A 26,026-nucleotide genomic window follows, 5' to 3' on the forward strand; every position below is an offset into this window, starting at 1 on the left:
GGTTTATAATCAATAAGTTAATTCACCCTGCTGTTTATTTGTTTGATTTTTTTAAGATTTGAGAGATTTCTGTAGCGTAAGCTACACTTTTAATTAGCATCAGTTTGATATATATAACACTGATTTACAGTTGTGTTTACATTATAATCAATGAAATTTAAGCAACTCGTTGCTAAAATCCGTGCAATCCGTGTAATCTGTGCGAGACATTTAAAACAGCAAAGCTGTTTATTTGTTTGATTTTTTTAATATTTGTAAAATTTCTGTAGCGTAAGCTACACTTTTCTTACATCGAACTCACATCAATTAACCATTAATCAGTCGCTTTCTCCATTGCTTCATCAAACAAAGGTTTATAGAATTCAGGCAGTTCTTTTTGGAATTTATTTTGGTAAACTCTTTGGAGTACCTCATAAGGTTGCAGGTCGTTTAAAGTAATTTCCTTTTGCAAACTCTCCTTTGTAGTACTTTGTTGCTGTTGGTAGCGCACATCTATACGCGCCAAACGCACGTGTTTATGAGCGATAGCTTTCAGTATGCTGTTTTTGAGTTCAGGAGCAGGTTCGTTTAGTAATACTTTTACTTCTAAATAAGGAGCAGGAGTATGAGTAGTTCCCTTAGGCAAAGAAGCCAAAGCATTCAGCACTTCTTTAACCGGTAGAGGTCGCTCAGGCACGCTTAACATAGGAGTATGCAACGGAATGGGGACAGTTTTAATATCCTGTACACGTCCTTCTTCTAATGAAAAAGCCACCACTTGATGCTGATAATGCTTTTCTGAAAATGATAAGGGTATAGGGCTTCCCGAGTAGCGTATATGAGCTTTACCACCTAAGGCTTGAGCTTTGTGAATATGTCCCAAAGCAATGTATTGTAACACGTTAGGAAAGTTCGTAGGTTTGAAGCCTTCCATTCCCCCAATAATAGGACGCTCAGCCGTGTCCTCATCGCTGAGTTCTGCTCCCAAAGCGTGCAGATGCCCCATAGCAATCAGCGGTTTTCCTTTGGCAATAGCTAAAGCCTTTTCCGTAATTTCACGGTAGAAAGCCTCCACCCCTTGAGTATAATCGGGGTTAGTATCTTCATTTTTAGGAGTATCCCCTAAGCGGAGAAAAGGCACAGCAAGGCAGTAAGCCATTACTTCCCCTCTTTCGTAAAGCGGAATAATAAGACGTTTGTAATCTATCTTTCTCTGTTCATTTCTTTTCACATATCCCACCAAATGCACTTGTGTATCTTCTAAGAGTGGTTGGGGCATTTCAAGGCGTACAGGCGAATCGTGATTACCCGCAATAGCTATAATTTGCAGTTGGGGGAAACGCTCAGTTGCTTGATGAAGAAAATGATAAAACTGCTTTACCGATACCACTGCAGGGTTAGCAGTATCAAACACATCACCACTGATAAGTAAAACATCAGTATGTTGTTCTTCAATAATTTGCAAAAGATTATCCAAGAAATATTGATGTTCGTTATAGCGGTCGTATTGGTAAAACGTTTGTCCTAAGTGCCAATCGGCAGTATGTAGCAAGTTCATTTTTCAGTTATTTATTTTCTCAAATGGCAAAAATAATGTATATTTGCCATATTTTTGTATACTAATGGAAAATAATTATAAAATGGTAGCCAAAACTTTCTTTGGCTTTGAAGATATTTTAGCTGATGAATTGCGCAATTTAGGGGCTATGCACGTAACCAAAGGCGTTCGCAGTGTACAGTTCGAAGGTGATAAAGGCTTTATGTATAAGGCGAACCTCTGCTTGCGTACCGCTTTAAAAATACTGAAACCTATTGCTTCTTTTTATGTGCGTAACGAGAAAGAATATTACCAAAAACTCTATAACTTCAATTGGCAAACCTACCTAAAAGTAGACCAGACCTTCGCTGTTACAGCTACCTTACAAACCGAACTTTTTAATCACTCTCAATACGTGGCTTTAAAAGCCAAAGATGCCATTGCTGATGCTTTTCGCAATGCCACAGGTCGTCGTCCCAATGTAGATGTATTACACCCCGATTTGGAGATACATATTCATATTCAGCGCAACGAAGTAATTATTTCACTCGATAGTTCGGGCAATTCCCTGCATCAGCGCGGGTATCGTACAGCTACCAATATAGCTCCTATCAACGAGGTGCTTGCTGCTGGTATCCTACTACTCAGCGGTTGGCAAGGGCAGTGTGATTTCTTAGACCCTATGTGTGGTAGTGGTACTTTTTTGATAGAAGCAGCTATGATAGCTTGTAATATTCCAGCCAATGTACACCGAAAAGAGTTCGCTTTTGAACGTTGGAACGATTTTGATGAAGACCTCTTTAATCTTATCTTTAGCAGTTGTATTAAAAAAATACGAGAGTTTCACCACCAAATTGTAGGATATGATAAAGCACCCTCAGCAGTAGCCAAAGCCAAAGATAACTTAAAAAACGCCGACCTATCTGAGTACATTCAAGTATTCCAAAAAGACTTTTTTGCTACTGAAAAAGAAGATAAACAGCAACCATTACATATGGTGTTCAATCCTCCTTACAATGAGCGCCTACAAACCGATGTAGAACAGCTTTACTCATCGATAGGCAACACTCTTAAACATCATTATCCCAATACCGATGCGTGGTTTATCACTTCTAATTTAGAAGGTATAAAATATGTAGGATTGCGTCCTTCACGAAAAATAAAACTCTTTAATGGTAAATTAGAAAGCCGATTGTTACAATATAAGATGTACGAAGGAAGTAAGAAAGCTAAAAAACAAGCCGAAGAATAAAGTTCTATTTTACAAATGGCATTACCATTAAATAGAAATTGAGGTATTGCCCCAATAATATAAGGACAGCTGTTCCCAAAAGGAGCAGCTTTTTTTGTTTGGCTCGTGAAGATAACAAGATGAGAAGAGGTAGCGCAAAACTCAGAATAAGCATTGCTACAATAGCCTCTCCATAGCCTTTGCTAAGAAGAGTTTGGTAATAAATAGTCTCTTCGGGAATATTGGCGTACCATATCAGCATATATTGTGAGAACCACAAATACGCCCAGAATATAGAGAATCCAAAGAGATATTTGCCTAAATCAGAATAGTGTTCTGGCTTGCTAAATAAGGTAATGAGGGCAATACTTGAGAGCAGAAAACTGCTGAGCAATTGCCACGCAAAGAGGGTGCTGTGCCATTCGGGAGTAAGACTTAAAAGCCAATCCCACGCCATTGGAGTTTCGGTAAGAAAGAAAATAACTAAAAATAGTACGTGAGGCGTTAAACTCTTAAACTTTTTTAAAGTATGGCGATACCCCACCCATACTGCCATATAGCCCACAGTACGCAATAAAAAATAAGGTTCGTGATGCACTATATACAGCACCCCTAACAAAACTAATAACACTAACCATAAAGGTGTTGTGATACGCTTCATTATAGGGTACAAACTCATAGCCCACTCAGCGTGCGTAACTTTGTTGATAGCATAGAATATCAATACCCCTACCAACGTAAGCGCTACAAACAATACAATTGAATATGTTAAAAACAATATGCTCATACTTCTTACCTCTTATCTCTTAGCTGTTCAACGTACATTGCTACTTGCCAGCGTTCTTTCTCACTCAGCTGATTAGCAAAAGCGGGCATTGTATTGCGTCCGTAGTAGAGTACGTGGTAAATGCTACCTTCGGTGAGCTCTCTGCTCTTGTAGTTGGGAACGCCTAAAATCTTCTCCCTTTGCACTAAAACTCCTTTGCCGTCACCTTTCTCACCGTGACAGAGCGCGCAATAGATGCCGTAAAGTTTTTTGCCATCGGTTAGGTTTTGAGTTTGTTGTAGGGTGTCAGTTGCTAAGGGGTTGCGCAATTGTGCTTTAGCTTGCTCATAACCTTCAATGGTATTAGGGTAACGGTAGGGCAACTCACCTCTTTTTACAGTGTGTTCAGGAGGAGAGAGCGGAGCAACTTCATAAGTTTTATAAGCAGGACTCTCGTACATATCGGGCATAAACTCAATATTGCGCTGTTGCTTGTTCCTACAACCAACTACCAATAATATTAGCAATAAATACATCAAAGACTTTGTCAAAGTCCTTAATAGCCCGCGTGGCTTGCCTCTTTGACAAAGTTTATATTTTATATAGTTATTAAAATGTTTCATTTCTTACCTCTTACTTCTTATCTCTTACCTGAATTACAAATTTATCATCACTACTTCTCTTTATAGGATTTTCAGCTTTTTTGAATGGATATAACCTACTTCTGATAAAGAAACTAATCACCAATAGATGCGCTGCAAAATATACAACCAACTCAAATATTACGGGTACAAAAGCGGGGAGGTTTTGCCAGAAAGTGGCATTAGGCTTTCCACCAATATCCATAGGCCAGTCTTTTATCATTGTGAAATAGGTAAGCCAACACCCAAAAAACAAACCAATGAGTCCGTATAGAAAAGTAGCTTTTCCTAAGCGAGTGCGCTTGAGCCCTAAGGCTTCGGCTAAACCGTGTACATAAAAAGGCGTATATACTTCTTGAATTTCCTTGCCTTCTGATTTTAATTCTTTTATTTTATCTAAAAGCTCTTCAGGAGAGGTAAGAGTTAAGAGATAAGAGTTAAGAGATTCCTGCTCCCTAACACCTGTCTCCTGATACCTATTCCCTGACACCTGACACCTGTCCCCTGACCCTTGATACCTGCCTCCTTTCACCTCAGCTTGTGCAATCATGGGGAAGCTCCTTGCATATAATAAGAACAACAAAAAGAAAAATCCCAAAGTGCCTACAAATATTCCTATATCCACCCACGTAGGACTGAACATCGTCCATGACGACGGCAGATAACCGCGGTGTAGTGAGGTAACGATAATCACAAAACGCTCGAACCACATCCCTACACATACCACCAAAGCAACACATACAGAGAAAGTGATACTACGTCGTAACTTTTTGAACCATAAGAGTTGCGGAAGGACTACATTGCAAATAATCATCGTCCAGAATGCCCACCCGTAAGCACCTGTAGCACGGTTTATGAAGATGTATTTTTCAAACTCCGAGTGAGAGCGCATTGCCATAAAAAACTCGGTGAGGTAAGCAACTGCTACAATACTACCTGCAACTAACATTACAGTGTTCATCAGCTCGATGTGTTTGAGGGTGATATAGGCTTCTAACTTACATACTTTGCGCAAGATAATCAGTAGCAAACTCACCATTGCAAAACCCGAAAAGATAGCTCCTGCTACAAAGTAGGGTGGGAAGATAGTAGTGTGCCAGCCAGAGACCACCGAAGTAGCAAAATCAAAAGAGACAATAGTATGCACCGAAATTACTAGCGGAGTGGCAATACCTGCCAAGAGCAACATTGTTTCTTCCATACGTTGCCAATCTTTGGCGCGACCACTCCACCCAAAACTCAGCAAGCTGTAAATCTTCTTCTGAAAAGGCTTGAGAGCACGGTCGCGGAGCATCGCAAAATCGGGGAGTAAGCCTACCCACCAAAACACTAAGGATACCGAAAAGTAGGTAGCAATAGCAAAAACATCCCATAGCAAAGGCGAGTTGAAATTGTCCCACAACGAGCCGTATTGGTTAGGAATAGGCAAGTTGAAATGCAATAACCACGGTCTGCCTAAATGCAGTATCGGGAAGATACTCGCTTGTAGCACCGCAAAGATAGTCATTGCTTCAGCCGAGCGATTGATAGCTACCCGCCACTGTTGGCGAAAGAGCAACAATACTGCCGAGATGAGCGTCCCCGCGTGCCCGATACCTATCCACCACACAAAGTTGGTGATGTCCCACGCCCAACCTACGCTTTTGTTGAGCCCCCACGCGCCTATGCCGTCGCGCAAGGTTATCCATATTGCCCATAACCCCCAGAGGGTCGCAAGAAGGGTAATGCCAAAGGCAATCCACCACGCACGCGAAGCACGACCTTCGATGGGGCGCGCTATATCTTCACTGATGGTATGATAGGATTTATTTACCATTTACTTTTGATTTTTCACTATTCACTACTTTCACTTGATACACCACATTAGGGTCTGTCCCCAACTCTGCTAAAAGCTGATACATACGTTCGCTGGCACTGAGTTGGGCGATTTTGCTTCCTTCTTCGTTGGCATCGCCAAATACCATAGCTCCTGTATTACAAGCAGCGGCACAAGCTACTACATTGTTGAACTCTCCTGGAGCAACCGCACGACCTTCTCTTTTGGCTTTCAGTATTACCGCTTGGGTGTTCTGGATACAGAGGGAACACTTTTCCATTACCCCTCGCGAACGTACCGTTACATCGGGGTTGAGCACCATACGCCCTATTTCGTTGTTCATATTGTAGTTGAACTGCTTGTTTTCACTATACTGAAACCAGTTGAACCGGCGTACTTTGTAAGGGCAGTTGTTGGCGCAATAGCGCGTACCTACACAGCGGTTGTAAGCCATTTGGTTTTGTCCTTGCTGTCCGTGAGCGGTAGCGATTACGGGACAAACAGTCTCACAAGGGGCATTATTACAATGCTGACACATCACGGGCTGAAAACCAACACACCTTTGTTCGTTTTCTCTTGATTCATAACGGTCGATGCGCAACCAGTGCATATCGCGCGAGCGACGCACTTCTTCTTTGCCTACTACGGGCACATTGTTCTCGGCGTGGCAAGCGATCACACAAGCCGCACAACCCGTGCAAGCATTCAGGTCGATAGAGAGTTTAAAGTGATGTGGGGTAGTAGGGGCTTTCTTGGTTTTAGGAGGGTGAGGATTCCACACTTCGGCAGAGGAGTTTAAGAAAGTATCTAAACTGATTTCTTTCAGGATATTTTTGCGCCCTACCAATTCATTTTGCAGTTGCAAGCAGGCAAATTCGTGTGTGCCATCTACTTTTTCTATCTGTACGCCTTGGGTTTTACAATGGTCTTTATAAAGAGGGAAGGCATTTACACCTATTTGCATTTCGGCTTGTATGCCTGCCTTGCGCCCATAACCTAAGGCAAGCCCCACACTGCCTTGTGCTTGTGCAGGGGTGATAAGTACGGGAGCGATGATACTTTTGCCATTACCACTGATTTTCGTCTGATGCCCGTCCAAAGCACCATCAGCTGTATGCCAATTCTCAATATTTAGACGCTGGGCATCGCTGGGGTGCATCGTGAGGAAGTTATCCCACGTAGTGCGGTGGATAGGGTCGGGGAGCTCTTGTAGCCAAGGATTGTTAGCTTGTTGTCCGTCCCCCAAAGCAGTGCTGGTATAGAGGGTGAGTTCAAAAGGCGATTCTGTTTGGCTTATAAGCAATTGACTGATAGATATATCGGTAAAAGATTCTTTGGTGCGGAATAAACTTAGTCGTTCCTCTTCTTGTTGTTCAAAATCAAATCTTTTTTCCTTATCTACAAAAGTGCCATCGTGTAAGGCTTGTTCCCAAGGAAATCCTTTTAAGATATGGGTTTCCCAATGAGCTTTGATAAAATCGTAATAGCTCTCCTTGTGTCCTATCCATTGCAAAAAACAGTCTTGCCATTGGCGGGTGTTGAAAAGCGGACGTATACAAGGCTGCATCAGTCCGTAGTGCCCGTATTTAAATTCTACATCGCCCCACGACTCTAAATAATGCGGTTGAGGCGCCCAAAGGGTCGTTTGCTGGGCAGTTTCATCAGCGCGCATCGCAAAGGATACCGAAAAAGGTACTTTCTTCAAGCCTGAGATAAACACTTCAGCGTTAGGCAAACTGTATAAAGGGTTGAGATTGTTGATAAAGAGAACGCCTACCTTGCCTTTGTTCATATCGGTGAGCAATGGTTTGAATTTCCACACTATATCTCCTTTTCGCGTGAATACGGGTGTTTCAGGTATGAAAGCCTTGCTTTTCAGTCTTTTATTCAGCGCAAAGGTGAGTTCTTGGGCATTGTCCTTGTCAATACCTGTTACGATTACGGCATCGCTACCCGCTTTTTTTACTTCATCGGCTATTGCTTTGAGTTTTTTATTAATTTCAGCAGGAAGATTTTCAGAATGAGAAGTTTGATATTCTGTTAAAAAAATATAGAATTGTGCTAAAGCTACTTTCAGTTGTTGAGGGGTGAGGGCGATACGCTCATCGGCATTAGCGCCTGTAAGGCTGAGGTTGGCTTCTAACTGAATATGGCGCGACATTCCGTTTGCTTTGCTGGGGATACGCCCTTGCGCATAGCCTGCTTCATAGCCTCCACCATTCCAATCGCCCAAGAAATCGGCATCAAAAGAAACGATGAGCTTTGTCTTGCTAAAATCGTAATCGGGCATCGCGCGCAGTCCACAACGTTTTTCAAAAGCTCTGAGAGTAGCCTCTTCTGAAACGGTGTCGTATTCAACTAGTTTAAAAGTAGGGTATTTTTCTTTTAGGAGTTCTACAAGAGCATAACTCGACGGACTTGCGAGTGTTTGACTGAGCATCACTATTTGCTTCCCTTCAGCTTTTGCTTTCTCTAAGGCTGAAAGGGTATCGGTGTCAATTTTCTGCCAAAAGCCTTCCCCTGCAATAGTGGGAGGTTTCCTATTTTCATCGTATAAACTCAATACCGATGCCAATATCCTTGCATTCACTGCTCCTCCTGCTTTGGCTTCGGGGTTGCGCAATACAGCAATGGGTCGCCCTTCGCGAGTTTTCACTAGTACGCTGGCAAAGTCAAAACCATCGGCTATGCAAGTAGCATAATAATTGGCTTCACCTGCTACAATGCTTTCGGGCTGTATTACATACGGAATCGTTTTGTGTACCGCCCCTTCGCAACCTGCTAAGGCTGCCACCGCTGTAGAAAAACCTAAGAATTTTAGGAAATCCCGCCGTGATGTTGGTATGTTATGTATGGACTCTTTAGTCATTTGTAACTCGTAATTCGTAATTATTAATAGTGGCATTTTGCACATTCTAAGCCTCCCATTTCGGCAACGGTTAGTTTGCTAACATTTAGCTTTTTAGCCAAAGCCTTGTGCACTTCTTCATAGTGTTGATAATAAGGGTTGTTAGCATTCACAGGCATTTGGCGGTGGCAGTTTATACACCACCCCATTGTAAGAGGAGCGTACTGGTGTACCACCTCCATTTGTTGTACTTCGCCGTGGCATTTCTGACATTCCAATCCACCTACAGCTACGTGCTGACTGTGATTGAAATAAGTAAAGTCGGGAAGTTTGTGAATGCGCACCCACTGCACCCCTTTAGGAGTGCCCGTATAGCGAAATTTCTGCTCGTCCCAGCCTACTGCTTCATATAATTTCTTGATTTCTTTGGTATAAAATTCTTTAGTGTAACCATTAGCGAGATCCTCTTCACCTTCATATTCCGAAATGGTATTATGGCAACCCATACATACATTGAGTGAGGGCACGCCTGCCACTGCCGAAGTCCGTGCCCCCGAATGGCAATATTTACAATCGATTTGGTTATCACCTGCGTGAATTTTATGAGAGAAGTGAATAGGTTGTATAGGTTCATAGCCCTCGTCTACCCCTATCTGCATCAGAAAGGCGTAAAGAGCGTAAGTAATGCCCAAAAAGGCAATAATAAAGGTTGATATAATAATAATCTTTTTCAATTGATAATTCATAATTGACAATTGACAAATGTCGTTGCGTTACAAACTTTGGCAAAGTTGAAAATGTATCCTCTTCACTTGTTCTTTGGCACTTTCCAAATCGACGTTCTCAATTACTGCATTTGAAAGGGCAATGCGCTGGGCATCACTCCACTGCTGTGCCATACGCGCTCGCACTTGGGCTTCGGTACAATGGTCGCGTGCCATTACGCGGGCAATGCGCACCTCCTCAGGTGCTGTAACCGTGATGATATAATCACAATCCTTATAGCTTCCACTCTCAAAAAGGATAGCAGCTTCTTTCAGTACATAGGGCGAAGTTTGCTTCTTTGCCCACTGTTTAAAATATTTTGCAAGGGCAGGATGTACAATGCCATTGAGTATCGCCAATTTCTCAGAATTGTTGAACACAATCTGGGCGATATAAGCACGGTTATACTCTCCATTTTCGTAAGCTTCCTCACCAAAAGCAGTGATAATTTTCTCCTTTACTTGCGCATTGTTAGCGATGAGTGCTTTAGCTTGTTCATCTGAATTGAATACTGCGATGCCTAAGGTAGCAAATTCTTTGGCTATAGTGCTTTTGCCACTGCCAATACCTCCTGTGAGTCCTATTACCATCATTCTTTGCGTATTAGAAAATCAACGGAGGTTTCTTTCATAAAAGCTACCTTTATGCGTCGTTTATGAGTATTGAGTTGTAGTGGTATATGGTTGTCGGTTGCTTCGCACAAATCAGCAGTTACTTCTATATCGTTAGGTGTAAGTGTCTTTAAGATACTCAATTCACCTGTACAAAGTACACTCACTTCGTCGGGGAAGACTTTTACTTGACTCTCTTTCGGTACGCCCATCACCTTCACAGGCACGCGCAATTCCTGCTCGCTCACCTTATCGACAAAGGCTTGCATCACAATTTTATGAGCGTTATAGTGTACCCAAGGAGTGCTTTTGAGCGTATAAGTTTCACCGAAATTGTCTTTTAGCGGACGTTTGTGTCGGTATTGGAAAGTTACTTGTGTGAGCGTATCTATCACTTTTTGGCTACCTGAAGCTACTACCGAATCGGGTAAGAGGCGCAGTTCCGTAAGTTGGTATTCTTTAGGGAATTCTACGTTTAGGTGTACTACTACGGGTATTTTTTTGGTGTGTTTGGGTACTAAGTATAGTTGTAGAGTATCGGAGACTACCGAGCGTATTCTGAAATTCGATAGGTAAGTATTGCTGAGCTTGTCCTTACTGCTTTTAGAGAGTGTATAAAAGTGTTCGCCCACTTCTTGTAAATCGGAGAAATCTACGGTGAGGGTAGCATTTTGTCGGTAGGATTTCAGAAGAGAAAAACCATTGCCTTCTACTGTTATTCTCACGTAGTTAGGAGCAGAGGGTAGAAATACCTTGTCGGCTGGCGGATTGATAACCGTTACTGGTACCGATAATTCTCTAATGAGGTTTTTAGAGAGTTTCATCAGCGACCAAATGAATACCGAGAGCAACAGACATATCACAAAAGTGAGGTTGCGACGATTAGTGAAAAAGAGGCGAAATGGCTTCATAATTAGGTAAAGGGTAAAATTTGGCACAAAGGTATAAACTTTTATTGAGAGCGCAAAATAATACTTATTAATACTTTAATGCGGTATATACCTATTATTAGAAAAGTATATACCTGTGGGGTCAGCGGTATATATCTATCACTAAACGGGTATATACACGTTACAGCTCGCGTATATACCCGTTTGGTATTAGAATACTATTTGAGTATTTTCCTAATATAATTGGCTTCGTGGATACTTTGGGTAAGGGCTTCGGATTGTTCAGTTTCGATGAGGGTTCTGAAAGCTTCTAAATTCTTGATATATTCATTGAGGGCTTTTAGCACATTGTCCTTGTTCTCCAAAAAGATAGGGCACCACATCTGAGCGTCACTTTTTGCCAAACGCACCGTAGAGGCGAACCCTGTACTGGCTAAATCGAAGATTTGAGCTTCGTCTTTTTCTATTTCTAAAACGGTTTTGCCCAGCATAAACGAACTCACGTGCGAGAGGTGTGATACATAGGCAGTATGCAAGTCGTGGTCAGAAGGTTGCATCATCTTCACGCGCATATTAAGGGCTTTTACAATACTCAACGCACGGTCAAGCAGTTGCCAATTGCTTTTTTCTACTTCACAAAGAGCCATTACTTTCCCATCGAAGAGATTGTAAAGAGCTGCCTCAGGTCCTGAATGCTCGGTACCTGCCATAGGGTGCGCTGCTACAAAATTTTGCCTATGGGGGTGCGTAGCTACTACCTCGCAGATGTGACCCTTTACAGAACCTGCGTCCATTACTAACGTGTGCTCGCCTACTTTATTGAGTACCTCTATAAGCACTTCGCCTATATGGTTCACGGGTACTGCTATGAGCACGAGGTCGGTATCGGTGAGATGGTTGTAATCTGTACTTTCATCGATGATGCCTAAGGCTAAGGCTTTTTCTATATGATTAGGGTTTAGGTCGATACCTGCAATGTGATAGCCCAAACGTTTTTTTAATTCTAAGGCAAAGGAACCTCCTATGAGACCTAAGCCTATGATGACTGCTTTTTTCAATTCGATATTAATTAGCTAATTGTCTCATAGTGTAGAGCACCAATTCAGTGGGTGATTTTTCAGTAACTATCCAAATAGATTTATCTAAATCTACATCTATTGCAATGGGGGATACTGATTCTACGGGAAAATCTTTTAACAATTTTCCTTTTTCGTCGTATAAATAGGCTTTTTTGGTGTTCTGTTCGTTTACTGAGACGTAGTTGATGCCACGAATGCGGAACTGTTTAGGACGGGCATATTTACCTTCGGGAAGTTCAATGCGTTGCCCGCCTATGGTGAGTATATTGGCTGAAAGAGAGGTAAGTGCATAACGATTACCTTCCCAATAAAAGGGTTCTACCAGCGATGGATTTGTGCGATTCATTCCTCCTTTCTCATCGATAGAAATAAGGTTACCTTCTTGAGTGGTGAACATAAACAAGTTATTGAATACCAAAGGAGGATTGTTAGAGAAACGATAGTTACCCTTTACTGTTATTCTGTTTTCACCGTTGCGGTGCAAGATATTAAAGATACCATTATCGGAAGGGTAGATAAGATAGTCTTTGCCATTGAAACGGTAATGCTTAGGAGTAAACAAAGGTTTTCCATTGGTGCGCTGTAAGAAGCCTTTCACTTGTTGTCCTTTTCTGTCTAACAGGTGCAAGATATTGTTTTCGGCAAAGAGGAAGCGGTATTCGCGATTGCTATCGTAATCGAACACCTCCAAAGGTGTGATAGGGTTTTGATATTTTAGAGGGAAAGGCTCTACCACATTGCCGTTGCGGTCAATAATCCAGATAGACTTTTCGGTAGTGAAAGCCATTTGCAAGAAGCCGTTTTTAAATAAATCGACCTGGTAAATAGGGCTTTGTATCTTTCCGTCTAAGCGTTTTTTCCACAAGAGAGAGCCGTTGTTACCAATCAGATATAAATCGTTATTGGTGTCTTGCACGGCTATTTCGAGTTGTTTGGTGCGGTGGTTTAAGAGAATGGTAGGAGGGATAACCATTTGGTCGTCTAATGTAAGGCGGAAACGTTCTTTCATTTCATCGGAAAGAGTGCTTTCAGTTTGTTTTTGACTGATGAAATTGAGCACGTAATAGTCGTTTTGAGGGGTTTGTTGGAATACTGCCCAGCGATAGTTTTCGGCTATATAAGGATATTTACTGCTAAAAGCGGTGTTGTCATAAAGATTTGTGAGTCGCGTAACACTCACGTTGGAAGCGCTGTTTTGTTCTAACCAATCGTAAGATTTATTGGCTGAAAGCACATTGCCTCGTTGCATATCATTGATTACTGAGGTAAGAAGATCTTTGGTGGTAGTAAATACGAGAAACTTTTCATACACTCCGACGTATTTAGGGACAAACTGAGGTACAAAAGCCGTGAAAAAATCCATTGGGAGGTCGGGGTTGAGTTCGTACATAGAGAAGTTGTGCTGAAAGTCTTCTGAGAGTACGGGCAACTGTTTAATGGTCTCATCTACATCAAAAGAAGAGGCGACCGCAAATTGACCTTCGGGGGTTTGAGCAAAAGCTACCCCATTGATAGAGGTTTTAAACGGATTATTGGTAGCTGTACTATCGTTTTGAGCGAGCTTATCGCCGTCGTCGAAAGTATAAGAAACGAGTGAACGCAAGCGCGCGGGAAGTACGTTTAACACATTGTTTTGATAGGGTAGGGTGTGTGCCATTATATCGGCATTGGCATTGGCAATGAGCGCCATACCGCTAAAACGTATGTTGTTTTCTTCTAAGAAAAGGTCGAGAGAGACCCAATCTTTTACATTTTGCAATATCTCGGTTCCGAAAAACGATTTGAAGTAAGCATTTGCTTCGTCTTTTTGGAAGAAAAGAGTGGCAACGCATTCGGTATTACCTACTTTTTGGAGTTGTTCCAAAGACTGTTGCCGTGGGGTTTTAGTTTCTTGTTTCAGTTGTTGATAAGCCGAAACAGTCTCGGAATCGCCTATAACCAAGTTGTTATCGGCTATGGTGTAAAACCATTCTTTACCAAACTGAGCTTGTTTTTGGATTTGAGTATCGGCATTGCGCCAAAAACTAATAGTATCGTTACTAATACGGGGAGTTATGGCAAAGAAATGACCTTCGGTATCAAAAGCTACCCACAAGTTATCATCGGTGGGAATGCTATTAAGGAGTTTTACCTCGTGTGGGCGCAACTGATGAGGATTGAGCGTTTTCCAAAAGGTATTGTTAGCAATGGCACTGAGGAAGTTGTCTTTATCGTTGATGCGGAAAAGCATTTGCGTATTATCGGGGAAGAGCAAGGGTGTTACCTCCTCTTTCTTCTCTTTGGAATCGCAGGCGAGCAGGGATAAAAACAGCGTTATGTAAAAAAGAATGCGCATAATTAAGATGTTTCAATGAAAGCAGTGTAATATGCAATGAAGTGCAAAGGTAGGAAAATTTTTTTTAATACCAAAAATGCTGATAATGCTGATAATGCCAATAATACTAAATAATGCCAGAAATTAGAAAATGAGAGAATTAGAAAATGAGGAAATGAGTAGCTGTGAGTCCTTAGATCACAGGCGATAGGGTGGAGAAGCAACGGTAGTTATTGTTGTATAAACATTCCCCTCTCACATACTCCGCTTCCGCGGACTTCCGTTCAAAGGGGGAATGTAGTGACGGAAAAGCGACGGGCAGGTGGAAAAATTGGAGAATTAGAAAAATTGAAAATTAGCAAATGGGGAAGGGTTGAGGGTTCGGAAGATATCGGAGAGAAACGGAAGGGTGTGTTGAGGTGAAAGGTAAAAGATGAGCTGTAAATTGGGTGGGGTTAGCTTATAGAGAGCTTATAGGAAGCTTATACGAATCTTGGACGATTGGTATAGGAAGGGTATATAAAAAGGTGATTTATAATATAATACAACAGCGCTAAAAATGTTAAAAACGGGGTTTCGAGGCGAAAGAAAGAGGAAGAGGTGATAGGCCTTAGGCAATAGGTACTAGGGGGGAGTATGACGGAAAGGAGAAAGGATAATTAGGGAATTAGCAAATTAGAAAATTAGTAAATGGGGAAGTGTGAGGTCTTAGGTCATAGGTGCTAGGGGGAGTATGACGGAAAAGGGAAGAGATAGAGGTATGGTAGAATAAAATTATAGGAAGAGTTGATAGTGAACGTTTAAAGAGTGGATAGCTTAAAAGTGAATAGTTAAAAATTGAAAATAGAAAAATAATCGAAAGTAAGATAGAGGTGAGATAAAGGTGTGTTATGTTAAAATTAAGGATTTTTCAGTTTAAATCAAAAAAAAAGAAAATAATTCATTGCTAATTGGAAAATAGTTTTTACCTTTGTGGCGTTAAAAGAACTATAATAATAATTTACCAACTCCATTAACAAACATTATTTTAACCGATGAAAAAGTTACCCTTTTTAATTTTGGGGCTATTGCTGTCTTTCTTCAGTACAGCTATAGCCCAAGAGCTCGATACCATTCGCTATAACCAATATGGCGTGGCAGTCGATAGAAAAGAACTTCGCTCAGAGGCACGTAACAATATCTTGGTTTTTGAATCAAAACATCAGAACTATAAGTTTTGGTTTGATAACCGTGTGCAAGTGGATGCTGCTACGTTTTTTGGCGCTAAGAGCGATTACGACAAGATAGGCAACGGTGCTTCTATTCGCCGTGCTCGATTTGCCGTAAAGGCACAAGTTACCAAAGATTGGTACGGTGAAGTGGACGTTGATTTTGCAGATGGTATTTTTGAACTTAAAGATGCTATCGTGGAATACGACGGGATTAAGAACGTAGCCTTGAAGGTGGGGAACTTCAAAGAAGATTTCTCGATGGAGCAAACTACCAGTTCGCGTTACTTAACTTTTATGGAACGCCCTATGGTGTGTAAAGCCTTAGTGCCGTCACGACATTTGGGTATTCAAGGAGAGTACTTGCGCGACCATTTTAGGGCTTCGCTTGGTATGTTTTTGCAACGAGTGGCTGGCGTTGAGGAAGTGACCAATGTGCAAGACAACAATAAGGATTACGGACGCAACCAGGGGTATTCAATCACCAGTAAAGTGGGCTGGATGCCTTATACCGAAGACCGTATGCAAGGTTGTTATTTAGGAGTTAAGGGCTCTTACCGCACTCCTAAAACTGATGTAGCGCCTAAGGATTACGGCGGAGCGCGTTTCAGTACCCGCAACTCTACCTCGATTAACCGCAAAAAGTACTTAGACACTGATGTTATACCCAATGTAGACCACGAATGGTTGCGCGGGGTAGAAGCTGCTGCTTACTACGGAGGCTTCCGCGTACAAGGAGAGTGGATAGGCAACCACGTTACTACGGAAGCTACCTATTACAATTTCACAGGTTGGTATGTGCAAGCAGCGTATTTGCTCTTTGGTGGCAAACAGAAGTTTAACGTATCGGAAGGCGAGTTTACTCAACCTACCCGAGGCAAGGAATGGGGTGATGTGGAGCTGGCAATGCGCTGTGATTACCTCAGCTTGAACGACAAAGACGTGTATGGTGGTTCAGGTGCAAACTTCACTACGGGGTTGAACTTTTATGTGAATAACAACGTGAAAATAGCTCTGAACTATCAGTATACCAACAACGACCGTTATGCAAACGGCAGAGGCAAACTGATTATTGGGCACGATGCCACAGGAGCCCCAACTACCGATTATAAAAAAGCGGTGGAAGGCAAAGGCAAAGGCGGTGTGAGCTACCATATGCTCGCTATGCGCTTTGAAATTAATTTCTAAACATTCACCTTTTAAACCATTACTAAAATGAAAAGTTTAAGATACATACTTCTATTAATATTGGTCATCACAGCAGGTTGTGTGAAAGATGCAGTGTACGAGGGAGCTTCGACTATCAAATCGGTGAAGCTTACACCCGCAGCCCCTACCTCAACTGACAACGTAGTGGTAACCGCTGTAATAGCTCCGGGGCTACAAGCACCTTCGACAGTAACTTTGGTTTACAACGCAGGAGCAGGCAACCAAACCGTAGCGATGACGGGCAAGGACAATACTTTTACAGGGACTATTCCGGCACAAGCCGATAAAACAAAAGTAACCTACAAAGTAACAGTAGTGAATACCGCAGGATTTTCGACCGTAAAAGAAAGTAGCTATGTGGTAGGCGATAAGCCTTCGGACTACACTAAATTGGTTCTCAACGAGCTTTACGGAGCAGGCGCCGATGCCGAAAAATTTATAGAACTTTACAACAACGGCGACACTCCTATCAAACTAAAAGACGTAACCATTAAAAAAGACGAAGAACTTGTGTGGACGGGTATTGAGGGTGAAGTGGTAGCCCCTCACTCACATTTTGCTATCGTAGGCGCCAAAGGCACTACCCCAAGAGGGTTCAGTTCGGGTTTTTCGAGCAAGAAAAATGTGCTTATAGAGCTTTACAGCCCTGAAGGAACTAAGCTCAACACCTTTCAACGAGGTGAAAAAGGCGATGGTTGGGGCAAAGTGAGTCTTGCGGCAGTTACGAAATCGTGGAGCCGATGTCCTGATGGTACAGGTAAATTTATGCAAGCAGACCCAACCCAAGGGAAAGCGAACCCTGCGACAGGAACAGAAGATGAGACTGTTAAGCAGTGAGAGAGGAGGAGTGTAAGGACGGTTATTGTAGGGAAATATTACAAAATAAGCGATTAAACAATAAATGATATAAAAACATAATTATGGCAAAAGAAGAATTAAAGATTGGCGAAATTTCTAAACCGCGTTTTGAGTTTCGCAGTTTTGGGCGTTGCTTTGCTAAACAAGCCGAGCGTATGGCACGCCTAAGTGTACCTGTTCCTGAAAAAGTATGGGAACGCCGCAGTACCGAAACCTATATTGTGAGTAGGACTAACGATGTGAACAACACTAAAATTCGCGATGGTAAGATGGACATCAAAACCTTTGTACAAAAGGTAGATGGCTTAGAACAATGGAACCCACTGATGAAAGGAGAGTTTCCCATCTCGGCAAAAATGCTTAAAGAAGAAGTATTCCCCGCTTTTAAAGTGCAAGGAATGCCTGAGCTTACCAAAGGAGAATACACCTTAGGAGAGTTCTTACAGATGGTGGAAGCACACCCCGACTTGCAAGCAGTAACCGTTGAGAAGGTGCGTTTTGGTTATATGGTGAACAATACCATTTGCGAAACCGGCAACGTATATATCAATGGGGCTTTGGTGAAAACCATTAACTCAGAGTCTACCGAGATAGAAGATATTAAGAAAACCATTGCCGATTGCGGGTTGGAAGGAGTAGAGAACATCAACTACTTGCAAGCGATTAAACGCGTGATTGGAATGATACATAAACCCTTAGCAAATTAAGTTATGGCACAAGAAATAGAAAGAAAATTTATGGTGAAGAGCGATGCCTATAAAGCAGCATCGTTTAAGGCGACTCGTATCACCCAAGGTTATTTGAGCTCCGTTCCCGAACGCACCGTGAGAGTGCGCATAAAAGGCGATAAAGGTTTCATTACCATAAAAGGCATCGGTAATGAAAGTGGCGCAAGCCGGTTTGAATGGGAAAAGGAAATACCCGTAGCTGAAGTGCAAGAGCTATTGAAGCTATGTGAACCAGGTATTATAGACAAGACACGTTATTTGGTAAAGAACGGCGACTATTGTTTTGAGATTGACGAGTTCTATGGAGATAATGAAGGACTTGTAATGGCAGAGATTGAATTACCTGACGAGAAAGCTACTTTTGCCCGTCCTGATTGGTTGGGAGAAGAAGTAACAGGCGACAAGCGTTATTACAATTCAATGTTAATGAAGAACCCTTATAAAAACTGGAAATGACAAACAATACCGACCACACGCCACCCTTTGACCCTTTGGATATGAATAACTATCATATCGAAAAGTTGCCAAAGGTACAAAAAACAGGGGTAGAGCGGTTCCTCCAACGCATTGGAGGACCGCTTGCTATCCTCGCCTTTGTGCTTATTTACTGGGTAGCCAATATTTCGTTTATCAACCGGATTGATACCAATGAGAAGACGACACCGCTTACTGAATCGGCGATGGCTCGGTATGCCCAAATAGAAAAGGCTAAAACCAAACAACTAACAGCTACGATGAAGGGAGAAAAACAACTCTCGGACGAGCAAAAAGTAACCCTACAGCAGGCAACACACAACGAGTTTATACACATAAACTACGCGATGCTGGCTATTTTTGTAGCTGCTATTATTTTATGGATTACCGAAGCAATCCCCAATTACCTCACTTCATTACTGGTAATACTGGGCATTGTACTTTGTGGAGTCACGACCGACAAGACGGCATATGCTCAATTAGGACACCCTGTAATGTGGCTTAATATTCTTTCGTTTATCTTAGCGAGTATGTTAGTGAAAACACAGGTGGCGAAGCGATTTGCTTTGTGGTTTGTGTTGAAGTTTGGCAGAAATTCGGGAGGTATTATACTGAGTTTTATCATTATTAACTTAGTACTATCGGCATTTATTTCGGCAACTACTGCCAAAGCTGCTATATTGTTGCCTATCTTTATGGTAATAGCCGCTATCTACGGAGCTACGGGAGGAGAACACCGCAATAACTTCGGTAGGAATTTGATATTGCAGAACCTTTTCCAAATCAATTTAGGAGCTAATGCCTTCTTGACAGGCTCAGGGGCAGCCCTTTTAGCGGGCTCTCTTATAGCAGGAGCTATGGGTATAGGCTCTTTTAGTTATCAGGATTGGTTTAAAGCAGCCTTTCCGATGAGCGTGTTGCTTATTCTCATCGCGTGGTTCGTAGGCTCGAAAATATATTTTCCACTGAAAAAAGAAGAACGCGTACCACAGATTGAAGGAGGTATGGAAAGGCTAAGGGAAGAGCTTAACAAGCTCGGCAAAATGAAGTTTGAGGAGTATAAAGCGATTGCTATTTTTGTTTGTGTACTCATCTTGTGGGCTACTGATAAGCAACACGGTATCAACCAAACAGCAGTAGCTTTTATGGGTGCCGTAGTAGCCTTGCTTCCGGGCGTAGGCGTAGTGAAATGGAACGATGTAGATATTCCTTGGCACTTGCTATTGTTCTCGGCAGGTGCTTATACCTTAGGGGCAGGACTTGATGCGACAGGTTTACCTGGCACGCTTATAGATGCACTTTTTGGTAGTTTAGGGATTACTCAAGCCACTCCGTTTTGGGTATTGTATATGATACTCACAGGAGGGATTTTGCTTTTCTCGCTTATATTCCAATCTAAAACAATGCTTACCCTCATATTCATTCCTATTGCCATAGGGGTAGCTCAGAAAAACGGGTATCCGATTATGAGTCTGGCTTTCCCCGTAGCAATGCTCGTGGGACACGTGTATGTACTGCCCTTTAACAGTAAACCTGCTGCCTTGCTGTACACTACCAATCAATACAGCTGGAGCGACACCTTCAAGTTTGGTATCACGATGATGTTTATCAGTTGGTTGATGATACTCTTGTGGGGCGAAACGGTATTGCGGTGGTATGGGTTTACCAATGGAGTATTCTTTTAATACCACAGTGCAATAATGACAATTACTGAAGGTAAGAGTAAAGATAACTCTTAAAAAGGGTGCTGGATATTGGGTGTAGGCGCGTCAATTATAAAATCATAATACCTCCAAAGAGTATTTAATTCTTTGGAGGTATTTTCTGTAAAAAAGCACTATAGTTCTGTAGTCATAGGTATAACTATAGACTCGTGCCAGTGGTATTTTGCTAATCTGCTGTTATTTTAAAGCTTCTCTCACTTCTTTTTCGAGGTCTTCTATACGGTTCTTTAAATCATCTGACAACTTTTGAGCAGAACTTTTTAACTTTTTTAGATTGAACGAAAGTACTACAGAAGAAATACCTGTGAAGATAAACGCTAAACCTGTGAACACTACTAATGAGATACCTGTAAAGATAGGATTAGCAATCAAAATGAACGAAAGGATAATACCCAATACGCTTACTATGGCTAGGTTACCCCAATTCAGTACACCAGCTTCTTTTACTTCGAAGGCAAAACCGAGTAACTGAAACGAACGGAATAACAATGTGAATCCTACTACCAATGGTAATATAAACATTGATAGGGCGGGATACATAAGTAAAAAAATACCCATTATCAATGAAATGAGTCCGCTTACCAAATACCAGCCCCAACCGTTGAGAGTTTTAGTATTTTGTAGAGCAAAGAAGGATTCAGTTATCCCTGATATTAAGAATGAGAGACTAAAGAGTACTGAAAGGGTAAGATAAGAAGCTTGTGGTGATATAATTACCCCTATACCACAAAGAATGAACAAAATCCCTAAAATAAGGGGAATGTACCAGTGTTTTACTGGTCTTCTGATGGATTTGAAAAAATACAACATAACTTTATCATTTATAATTTAATGACACAAAGGTAAGGATATTTTATTGATTAGCAAAAATATTTACAAATAAAAGATTAAAAATATAGTTGTTTTGTCAGTTATGTAGTTTATTGGTTAATTATAAAAGCTTGAACTGTCCCAAAAGTTTTGTTCTGTGAAAGCGATTAGCAAATCGCCCCTACAATATAACTAGAAGAAATTGATTATCAAGGTAATCAACTTTTTCAAAGACTGAAACTTTAGCAAAGTGTAGCGACGCAAATGCGATTTTAAGACTTTTCGGACAGTCTCAGCAATTGATATAACAAGATAGACACAAATAACAAGCTCGCACTAGCGAATAAATTTGGTATGTTTGACCTGTATCTAAAATTAACAAATTGGCTAATTGACAAATTATTCCTATCTTTGCCCCCAAATAGAAACGAATGACACTGAAAAAAACTATATATTTTCTTATAGGGTTACTATTCCCCTTGCTGAGTTGGGCACAAGAAGACGATAGTGCGAACCACAATCAGGAGGGAGGGGTAACCTTTAAGTCGTTGCGTCCTAAAAAGAAGAAAGACAGCATTACTTTCACTGCACGCGACTACAAAATTATTACTTATACTCGCGATACCACCTCGGTAGATACTTCGCTTACGATGCAAAAGTATTACCTGAACAACGAGTGGGGAAAGGATATGTTTGGCAAGATGCCTTTCTCGAATATGGGGCAACCTTATAATACACTCTCTTACGACTTCCGCCGTCAGGATTACCTGCCTTCGATGGGGGCAGAAGCTAAAAAGCAACTCTACCTTACTCCCGAAGAGGTAACTTATTACCATTTGCCTACGCCACTTACTGAGTTTACTTACAAGAGCGGTATGGAACAAGGTCAGTTTTTGAACACCCTTTTTTCAATCAATTTACAGCCCAACCTCAATATCTTTATCGCTTACAAAGGTTTGCGTTCCTTGGGTAAATACCAACGTATATTAGTGAGCAATGGCAATTTTAGAGCGGGCTTTTCCTACGTATCGCCTAACAAGAAATACACCGCCTTTGCACACTTTGCCTCTCACGACATCACCAGTCAGGAGAATGGAGGTATAGTAACGCCCGAGCAGTTTGAGGGAGGTGAAAAACAGTTTAAAAACCGTGCGACAATAGACGTGCAATTACTCAATGCTGAGAATATCCGGGAGAGCAAGCGTTATTTTTTGCAACACGACTACGCTTTCTTGCGCAACCGCGATTCGCTGGCTTCGTACAAGCAGATACGCTTCCGCCATTTGTTTAGCTACGAAACTGAACATTATACTTATGACGAAACCCAAAGCAACAGTTATTTTGGCGATGCCTATGTACCCCAAAACCTTCACGACAAGGCGCGCTTGAAGAAGATGATCAACCGTTTGGGAGTAGAGCTTGAATTGCCCTATCTGGGAAGAACCTTCCTCTTTGGAAATGCTTATTTCTACAATTACTACTTTCAGAACGCTTACTACGTATCGGGAGTGTTGCAACGCCGGCAAATCAAGGATACCGACCTGAGTTTAGGTGTGCAATGGCATAAGAGAGTAGGTGGTTTCAGTATAGAAGCAGAGGGCGAACAGACATTTGTAGGCAAGATGACAGGTACTAGACTGAGCGGGAAACTTGCTTATGCTTTTGACGATAAGAACAGCATCACCGCAGGAGCTGAACTGCATTCGGCTATGCCTAATTTTAATTATTTGCTGTATCAAAGCGATTACAAGCAGTTTAATTGGGATAACTATACTTCGTTTAACAAACAGAATACCCAGACCCTCTATGGCGATTTGAAAACCCAATGGGGGAATGCGTCGCTCAGTCTTACCAACCTCAACAACTATACTTATTTTCAAGAAGAAACCTTAGGAAAAGTGCGTCCTGAGCAGTACAGTAGCAATGTACAATATTTGCAACTGAAAGTACAAAAAGAGTTTAAATTTGGTAAATGGGGCTTAGACAACACTATGCTCTACCAGCAAGTGGTACAAGATAGCAATATTTTGAATGTGCCTACTTTTGTGACTCGCAATAGTTTTTACTTTGCATCACACTTGTTCAACAAGGCAATGTACTTACAAACGGGGATAGGGTTTAATTATTTCACCAAATATTACTCCAATCAGTACAATCCGCTTTTAGGAGAATTTGCTGTACAGACGGCAGAGAAGACGGGTAACTTTCCGATGTTTGACTTTTTTCTCAATGCCAAAGTGCGTACGATGCGCATTTTCTTCTCTTTAGAACAATGGCAAGTGCCCGTGAGCAACTGGCTAAAAATAGGAAATCCTTACAACTATTATTCTGCACCACGTCAGCCGTATAGAGATTTTATTATTCGATTGGGAATTAAGTGGGACATTTTTAGTTAAGAGTTAAGAGTTGAAAAGCAAGAAAAATAACGAATAAAATCTATATGACTAAAAAGACAATTTTCGATACACAAGTATTAGGACATCCAGCGGGGCTGTTCGTGCTTTTCTTTACAGAAATGTGGGAGCGTTTTTCATTTTATGGAATGCGTGTACTGCTCATCAACTTTCTTACGATGACGCTTATAGGGTATAACCCAGGATGGGCGTGGAGTACTGAAAACGCGGGTGCACTCTTTGGTACGTATGTTATGCTTCTTTACCTCACTCCTATACTTGGAGGTATAATAGCCGATAAGATTACCGGCTACCGCTGGGCAGTAATTATTGGGGCGGTTATTATTACCTTAGGACACGTGTCGATGGCTTTTGAAACTGAGGTTTCGCTCTATTTGGGGCTTGCACTCTTAGTGATAGGAACTGGCTTTTTCAAACCTAATATGGTGTCATTTGTATCGGAAATGTACAAAGACCTACCCGAGAAGAAAGATGCTGCTTATACCATCTTCTATATGGGAGTAAATTCTGGAGCTTTCTTTGGAATGATGCTCTGCGGTTACTTGGCAGAACGCATTGGGTGGAGTTGGGGTTTCGGTTTAGCAGGAGTGTTTATGCTCTTGGGGACTATACAGTTTTGGTTTGCCAAACCTTTATTTGGTTCAATAGGATGTGAGCCACGCAAGCAAGAAAAAAAAGAGACTACAAATGATGCAAAACAAGAAGAGGAAAAACTCAATCCGTTTACTACCCTAGATAAGATATTGGTAGCGCTTTCGGCAATCATAGGTATTGGCTATGCACTAAACGACCCTCTCTCGAAAATATGGAATATCGACCTCTTTGGGTGGGCTGCTACCTCAGGGCTTAAAGGGCAATATGTGATGGTGATTGTAGGCTTAATAGCTTTCTTTTACCTGATAGGTAGTCGCATAATGCGTTATACTACGATAGTGCGCGACCGTATGCTTACCGTGGTCATCTTTGCCTTTTTTGTGGTGTTTTTTTGGTTGTCGTTTGAACAAGGGGCTTCGTCTTTAGTGATTTTTGCACGGGATAATATAGAGCGTGAATTACAGGGTAATTGGGCAGTACTTTACAATATTTTCAATGCACTACTCACCGTGATTCCACTATTACTGATTACCTACGTACTTTTCCTTTTGGTAAAGAAAACCTACAAAAAGATATTTCCTGCCGTAGTAGTGTTATTGGTGTGCTTTAGTCTTGTATGGGGCATTGCTTCGTGGATGCTACAACGCGACTTCAAAACTACAGCTTACAGTGTGAGTTATCAAGCCTATGAACAAACCGATATACAAGGCAGAACTACTTATATCCCTATTACTGAAGAAAACAGAGTCGCTCGCCCTGATTTGAAAATCGTAGAACGTACTACTATCATAGGAGTAGCTGATTATCACCTAAAAGTAGGACAAGAGATAAAATTGCTGAGCAAGAACAACAAAAACACTTCGTTTGGCTATGTAGATGCCGAAAAGGAACAGTGGGCAAAACAGCGGGGAGCAGAGCTCAATACTGACAACGGGCTGATAGTTGCGCAAGTGAAAGAAGAGCGCGATAACTGGGTAGAGACGACTGTATCGTGGTTTTCTATTCTGAATTCTTTCTTCATTATTGCCTTAGCGAGCTTGTTCTCACGTTGGTGGGATAGCAAGTATAATCCACCTGCTGCGATGAAATACGGCATCGGACTGCTGATGCTCTCAGTAGGGTTTGGTTTACTCGCCTTAGGCTCTCACGGGGTAACTCACGGAGTAAAGGTGAGTATGTTATGGCTTGTATTTGCTTATATGTTTAACACTATGGGTGAGTTGTGCTTATCGCCTGTGGGGCTTTCGTACGTCTCGAAGCTTGTACCTGCACGAATGATAGCATTTATGTTTGGGGTATGGTACCTTGCTGTAGCTATTGGTCATAAATTAGCAGCTGTAGTGGGCGGACAGATAGAGAATATCACCCGTGAGTACAGTTTGAGTACTTTCTTTTTGATATTTACCATTGTGCCTGCCGTAGCAGGAGTACTCATTATTCTCATCAATCCGTTTGTGAAGAAACTGATGCACGGAGTGAGGTAAGTGAGTTTTATTCTTGTGGAGAATATTTATTTTACTAAATAAAAAA

Annotated in this window: 19 protein-coding genes; 8 read left to right on the top strand and 11 right to left on the bottom strand. The window is 41.7% G+C overall.

Annotation, left to right across the window (positions count from 1 at the left end):
- Nucleotides 1-313: 313 nt before the first annotated feature.
- A complete protein-coding gene (locus tag AM608_RS10715; RefSeq protein ID WP_053581735.1) occupies nucleotides 314-1,537 on the bottom strand; it encodes an exonuclease SbcCD subunit D C-terminal domain-containing protein in 1,224 nt (407 codons plus the stop codon).
- A 64-nt stretch (nucleotides 1,538-1,601) separates the two neighbouring features.
- Here AM608_RS10715 and AM608_RS10720 point away from each other — a divergent pair, with 64 nt between their 5' ends.
- Complete coding sequence (locus AM608_RS10720; RefSeq protein ID WP_053581736.1) at nucleotides 1,602-2,768, top strand: class I SAM-dependent RNA methyltransferase; 1,167 nt, start codon at nucleotides 1,602-1,604, stop codon at nucleotides 2,766-2,768.
- A gap of 4 nt (nucleotides 2,769-2,772) precedes the next feature.
- On the opposite strand, the gene AM608_RS10725 is transcribed toward AM608_RS10720, so the two are convergent.
- From AM608_RS10725 to AM608_RS10765, 9 genes are all read right to left on the bottom strand, one after another.
- Nucleotides 2,773-3,534: a hypothetical protein gene (locus tag AM608_RS10725; RefSeq protein ID WP_053581737.1), complete on the bottom strand. Its 762-nt coding sequence runs from the start codon at nucleotides 3,532-3,534 to the stop codon at nucleotides 2,773-2,775.
- A gap of 5 nt (nucleotides 3,535-3,539) precedes the next feature.
- Nucleotides 3,540-4,136 (bottom strand): cytochrome c, encoded by a 597-nt coding sequence (locus AM608_RS10730; RefSeq protein WP_371179192.1) that lies wholly within the window; start codon nucleotides 4,134-4,136, stop codon nucleotides 3,540-3,542.
- Between the two features lie 10 nt (nucleotides 4,137-4,146).
- Nucleotides 4,147-5,970 (bottom strand): quinol:electron acceptor oxidoreductase subunit ActD, encoded by a 1,824-nt coding sequence (locus AM608_RS10735; protein ID WP_053581739.1) that lies wholly within the window; start codon nucleotides 5,968-5,970, stop codon nucleotides 4,147-4,149.
- Entirely contained in the window at nucleotides 5,960-8,839 is a 2,880-nt protein-coding gene (locus AM608_RS10740; protein ID WP_053581872.1) for a 4Fe-4S dicluster domain-containing protein, read from the bottom strand. The genes AM608_RS10735 and AM608_RS10740 overlap by 11 nt, the downstream gene beginning before the upstream one ends.
- Before the next feature lie 23 nt (nucleotides 8,840-8,862).
- Nucleotides 8,863-9,564 carry a cytochrome c3 family protein gene (locus AM608_RS10745; RefSeq protein WP_053581740.1) on the bottom strand — a complete coding sequence of 234 codons (702 nt, stop codon included), beginning with the start codon at nucleotides 9,562-9,564 and terminating at the stop codon, nucleotides 8,863-8,865.
- Between the two features lie 27 nt (nucleotides 9,565-9,591).
- Nucleotides 9,592-10,176: a dephospho-CoA kinase gene (gene coaE / locus AM608_RS10750; protein ID WP_053581741.1), complete on the bottom strand. Its 585-nt coding sequence runs from the start codon at nucleotides 10,174-10,176 to the stop codon at nucleotides 9,592-9,594.
- On the bottom strand, nucleotides 10,173-11,105 hold the full coding sequence (locus AM608_RS10755) for a YbbR-like domain-containing protein (protein ID WP_048746829.1): 933 nt from the start codon (nucleotides 11,103-11,105) through the stop codon (nucleotides 10,173-10,175). The genes coaE and AM608_RS10755 overlap by 4 nt, the downstream gene beginning before the upstream one ends.
- Nucleotides 11,106-11,302: 197 nt before the next feature.
- Entirely contained in the window at nucleotides 11,303-12,142 is an 840-nt protein-coding gene (locus AM608_RS10760) for a prephenate dehydrogenase (RefSeq protein WP_053581742.1), read from the bottom strand.
- 7 nt (nucleotides 12,143-12,149) lie between these two features.
- Nucleotides 12,150-14,498 carry a hypothetical protein gene (locus AM608_RS10765; RefSeq protein WP_053581743.1) on the bottom strand — a complete coding sequence of 783 codons (2,349 nt, stop codon included), beginning with the start codon at nucleotides 14,496-14,498 and terminating at the stop codon, nucleotides 12,150-12,152.
- A gap of 1,013 nt (nucleotides 14,499-15,511) precedes the next feature.
- On the opposite strand from AM608_RS10765, the gene AM608_RS10770 reads away from it, so the two are divergent.
- From AM608_RS10770 to AM608_RS10790, 5 genes are all read left to right on the top strand, one after another.
- A complete protein-coding gene (locus AM608_RS10770) occupies nucleotides 15,512-16,873 on the top strand; it encodes an OprO/OprP family phosphate-selective porin (protein WP_009411328.1) in 1,362 nt (453 codons plus the stop codon).
- Nucleotides 16,874-16,900: 27 nt separating this feature from the next.
- Nucleotides 16,901-17,731 (top strand): lamin tail domain-containing protein, encoded by an 831-nt coding sequence (locus AM608_RS10775; RefSeq protein WP_009411329.1) that lies wholly within the window; start codon nucleotides 16,901-16,903, stop codon nucleotides 17,729-17,731.
- A gap of 83 nt (nucleotides 17,732-17,814) precedes the next feature.
- Nucleotides 17,815-18,459: a hypothetical protein gene (locus AM608_RS10780; protein ID WP_053581744.1), complete on the top strand. Its 645-nt coding sequence runs from the start codon at nucleotides 17,815-17,817 to the stop codon at nucleotides 18,457-18,459.
- Between the two features lie 3 nt (nucleotides 18,460-18,462).
- Nucleotides 18,463-18,936, top strand: a complete 474-nt coding sequence (locus tag AM608_RS10785; RefSeq protein WP_009417413.1) for a CYTH domain-containing protein — start codon at nucleotides 18,463-18,465, stop codon at nucleotides 18,934-18,936.
- Nucleotides 18,933-20,639, top strand: coding sequence for a DASS family sodium-coupled anion symporter (locus AM608_RS10790; protein WP_053581745.1), 1,707 nt, complete (start codon nucleotides 18,933-18,935; stop codon nucleotides 20,637-20,639). The genes AM608_RS10785 and AM608_RS10790 overlap by 4 nt, the downstream gene beginning before the upstream one ends.
- Before the next feature lie 216 nt (nucleotides 20,640-20,855).
- Here AM608_RS10790 and AM608_RS10795 read toward each other — a convergent pair whose 3' ends face one another.
- Entirely contained in the window at nucleotides 20,856-21,488 is a 633-nt protein-coding gene (locus AM608_RS10795; protein WP_053581746.1) for an HdeD family acid-resistance protein, read from the bottom strand.
- Between the two features lie 431 nt (nucleotides 21,489-21,919).
- On the opposite strand from AM608_RS10795, the gene AM608_RS10800 reads away from it, so the two are divergent.
- Together AM608_RS10800 and AM608_RS10805 are read left to right on the top strand one after the other, a co-directional pair.
- On the top strand, nucleotides 21,920-23,884 hold the full coding sequence (locus AM608_RS10800) for a putative porin (RefSeq protein ID WP_053581747.1): 1,965 nt from the start codon (nucleotides 21,920-21,922) through the stop codon (nucleotides 23,882-23,884).
- Between the two features lie 44 nt (nucleotides 23,885-23,928).
- A complete protein-coding gene (locus AM608_RS10805; protein ID WP_053581748.1) occupies nucleotides 23,929-25,980 on the top strand; it encodes a peptide MFS transporter in 2,052 nt (683 codons plus the stop codon).
- The last annotated feature ends 46 nt before the right edge of the window (nucleotides 25,981-26,026 follow it).

Origin of the sequence: Capnocytophaga sp. oral taxon 323 (genome assembly GCF_001278825.1) — a bacterium.
GTDB lineage: Bacteria > Bacteroidota > Bacteroidia > Flavobacteriales > Flavobacteriaceae > Capnocytophaga > Capnocytophaga ochracea.

Coding starts and splice junctions, on each gene's coding strand:
- AM608_RS10715 (WP_053581735.1), bottom strand. CDS start 1,537: ATGAACTTGCTACATACTGCCGATTGGCACTTAGGACAAACGTTTTAC.
- AM608_RS10720 (WP_053581736.1), top strand. CDS start 1,602: ATGGAAAATAATTATAAAATGGTAGCCAAAACTTTCTTTGGCTTTGAA.
- AM608_RS10725 (WP_053581737.1), bottom strand. CDS start 3,534: ATGAGCATATTGTTTTTAACATATTCAATTGTATTGTTTGTAGCGCTT.
- AM608_RS10730 (WP_371179192.1), bottom strand. CDS start 4,136: ATGAAACATTTTAATAACTATATAAAATATAAACTTTGTCAAAGAGGC.
- AM608_RS10735 (WP_053581739.1), bottom strand. CDS start 5,970: ATGGTAAATAAATCCTATCATACCATCAGTGAAGATATAGCGCGCCCC.
- AM608_RS10740 (WP_053581872.1), bottom strand. CDS start 8,839: ATGACTAAAGAGTCCATACATAACATACCAACATCACGGCGGGATTTC.
- AM608_RS10745 (WP_053581740.1), bottom strand. CDS start 9,564: ATGAATTATCAATTGAAAAAGATTATTATTATATCAACCTTTATTATT.
- coaE (WP_053581741.1), bottom strand. CDS start 10,176: ATGATGGTAATAGGACTCACAGGAGGTATTGGCAGTGGCAAAAGCACT.
- AM608_RS10755 (WP_048746829.1), bottom strand. CDS start 11,105: ATGAAGCCATTTCGCCTCTTTTTCACTAATCGTCGCAACCTCACTTTT.
- AM608_RS10765 (WP_053581743.1), bottom strand. CDS start 14,498: ATGCGCATTCTTTTTTACATAACGCTGTTTTTATCCCTGCTCGCCTGC.
- AM608_RS10770 (WP_009411328.1), top strand. CDS start 15,512: ATGAAAAAGTTACCCTTTTTAATTTTGGGGCTATTGCTGTCTTTCTTC.
- AM608_RS10775 (WP_009411329.1), top strand. CDS start 16,901: ATGAAAAGTTTAAGATACATACTTCTATTAATATTGGTCATCACAGCA.
- AM608_RS10780 (WP_053581744.1), top strand. CDS start 17,815: ATGGCAAAAGAAGAATTAAAGATTGGCGAAATTTCTAAACCGCGTTTT.
- AM608_RS10785 (WP_009417413.1), top strand. CDS start 18,463: ATGGCACAAGAAATAGAAAGAAAATTTATGGTGAAGAGCGATGCCTAT.
- AM608_RS10790 (WP_053581745.1), top strand. CDS start 18,933: ATGACAAACAATACCGACCACACGCCACCCTTTGACCCTTTGGATATG.
- AM608_RS10795 (WP_053581746.1), bottom strand. CDS start 21,488: ATGTTGTATTTTTTCAAATCCATCAGAAGACCAGTAAAACACTGGTAC.
- AM608_RS10800 (WP_053581747.1), top strand. CDS start 21,920: ATGACACTGAAAAAAACTATATATTTTCTTATAGGGTTACTATTCCCC.
- AM608_RS10805 (WP_053581748.1), top strand. CDS start 23,929: ATGACTAAAAAGACAATTTTCGATACACAAGTATTAGGACATCCAGCG.